The sequence below is a fragment of the Pseudoalteromonas sp. 120-MNA-CIBAN-0494 genome (assembly GCF_040308885.1).
In the GTDB taxonomy this organism is placed as follows: Bacteria; Pseudomonadota; Gammaproteobacteria; order Enterobacterales; family Alteromonadaceae; genus Pseudoalteromonas; species Pseudoalteromonas nigrifaciens.
Map to the genome: position 1 here is coordinate 1 of NZ_JBEOOE010000127.1, position 281 is coordinate 281.

A 281-nucleotide genomic window follows, 5' to 3' on the forward strand; every position below is an offset into this window, starting at 1 on the left:
CGTTTACTCTCCAAACTCATCGCTCCACGCATACAAGCAGTACTCAGTAAGATGAACCCCGACCACTATAACGGTGCAAGTCTGATAGGATTGCGCGGAATAGTAGTAAAGAGTCATGGTAACGCGGATGAAGCTGCATTTTTACAAGCATTAAATTTAGCAGCAACAGAAGCAAAACGTCGTCTTCCTGAAATGATTAAAGATCGTTTGGAGTCGATTCTTTTAGACATCAATAGCTGATCTCATATATGCACACAAAAATTCTCGGAACAGGTAGCTAT

The 281-nt window shown here is 41.3% G+C and carries 1 pseudogene; it reads left to right on the top strand.

Going from position 1 to position 281, the window contains the following annotated elements:
- Window positions 1-240 (top strand): annotated as a pseudogene (locus AAEY55_RS18235) (phosphate acyltransferase); the annotation flags it as partial.
- Window positions 241-281: the final 41 nt, after the last annotated feature.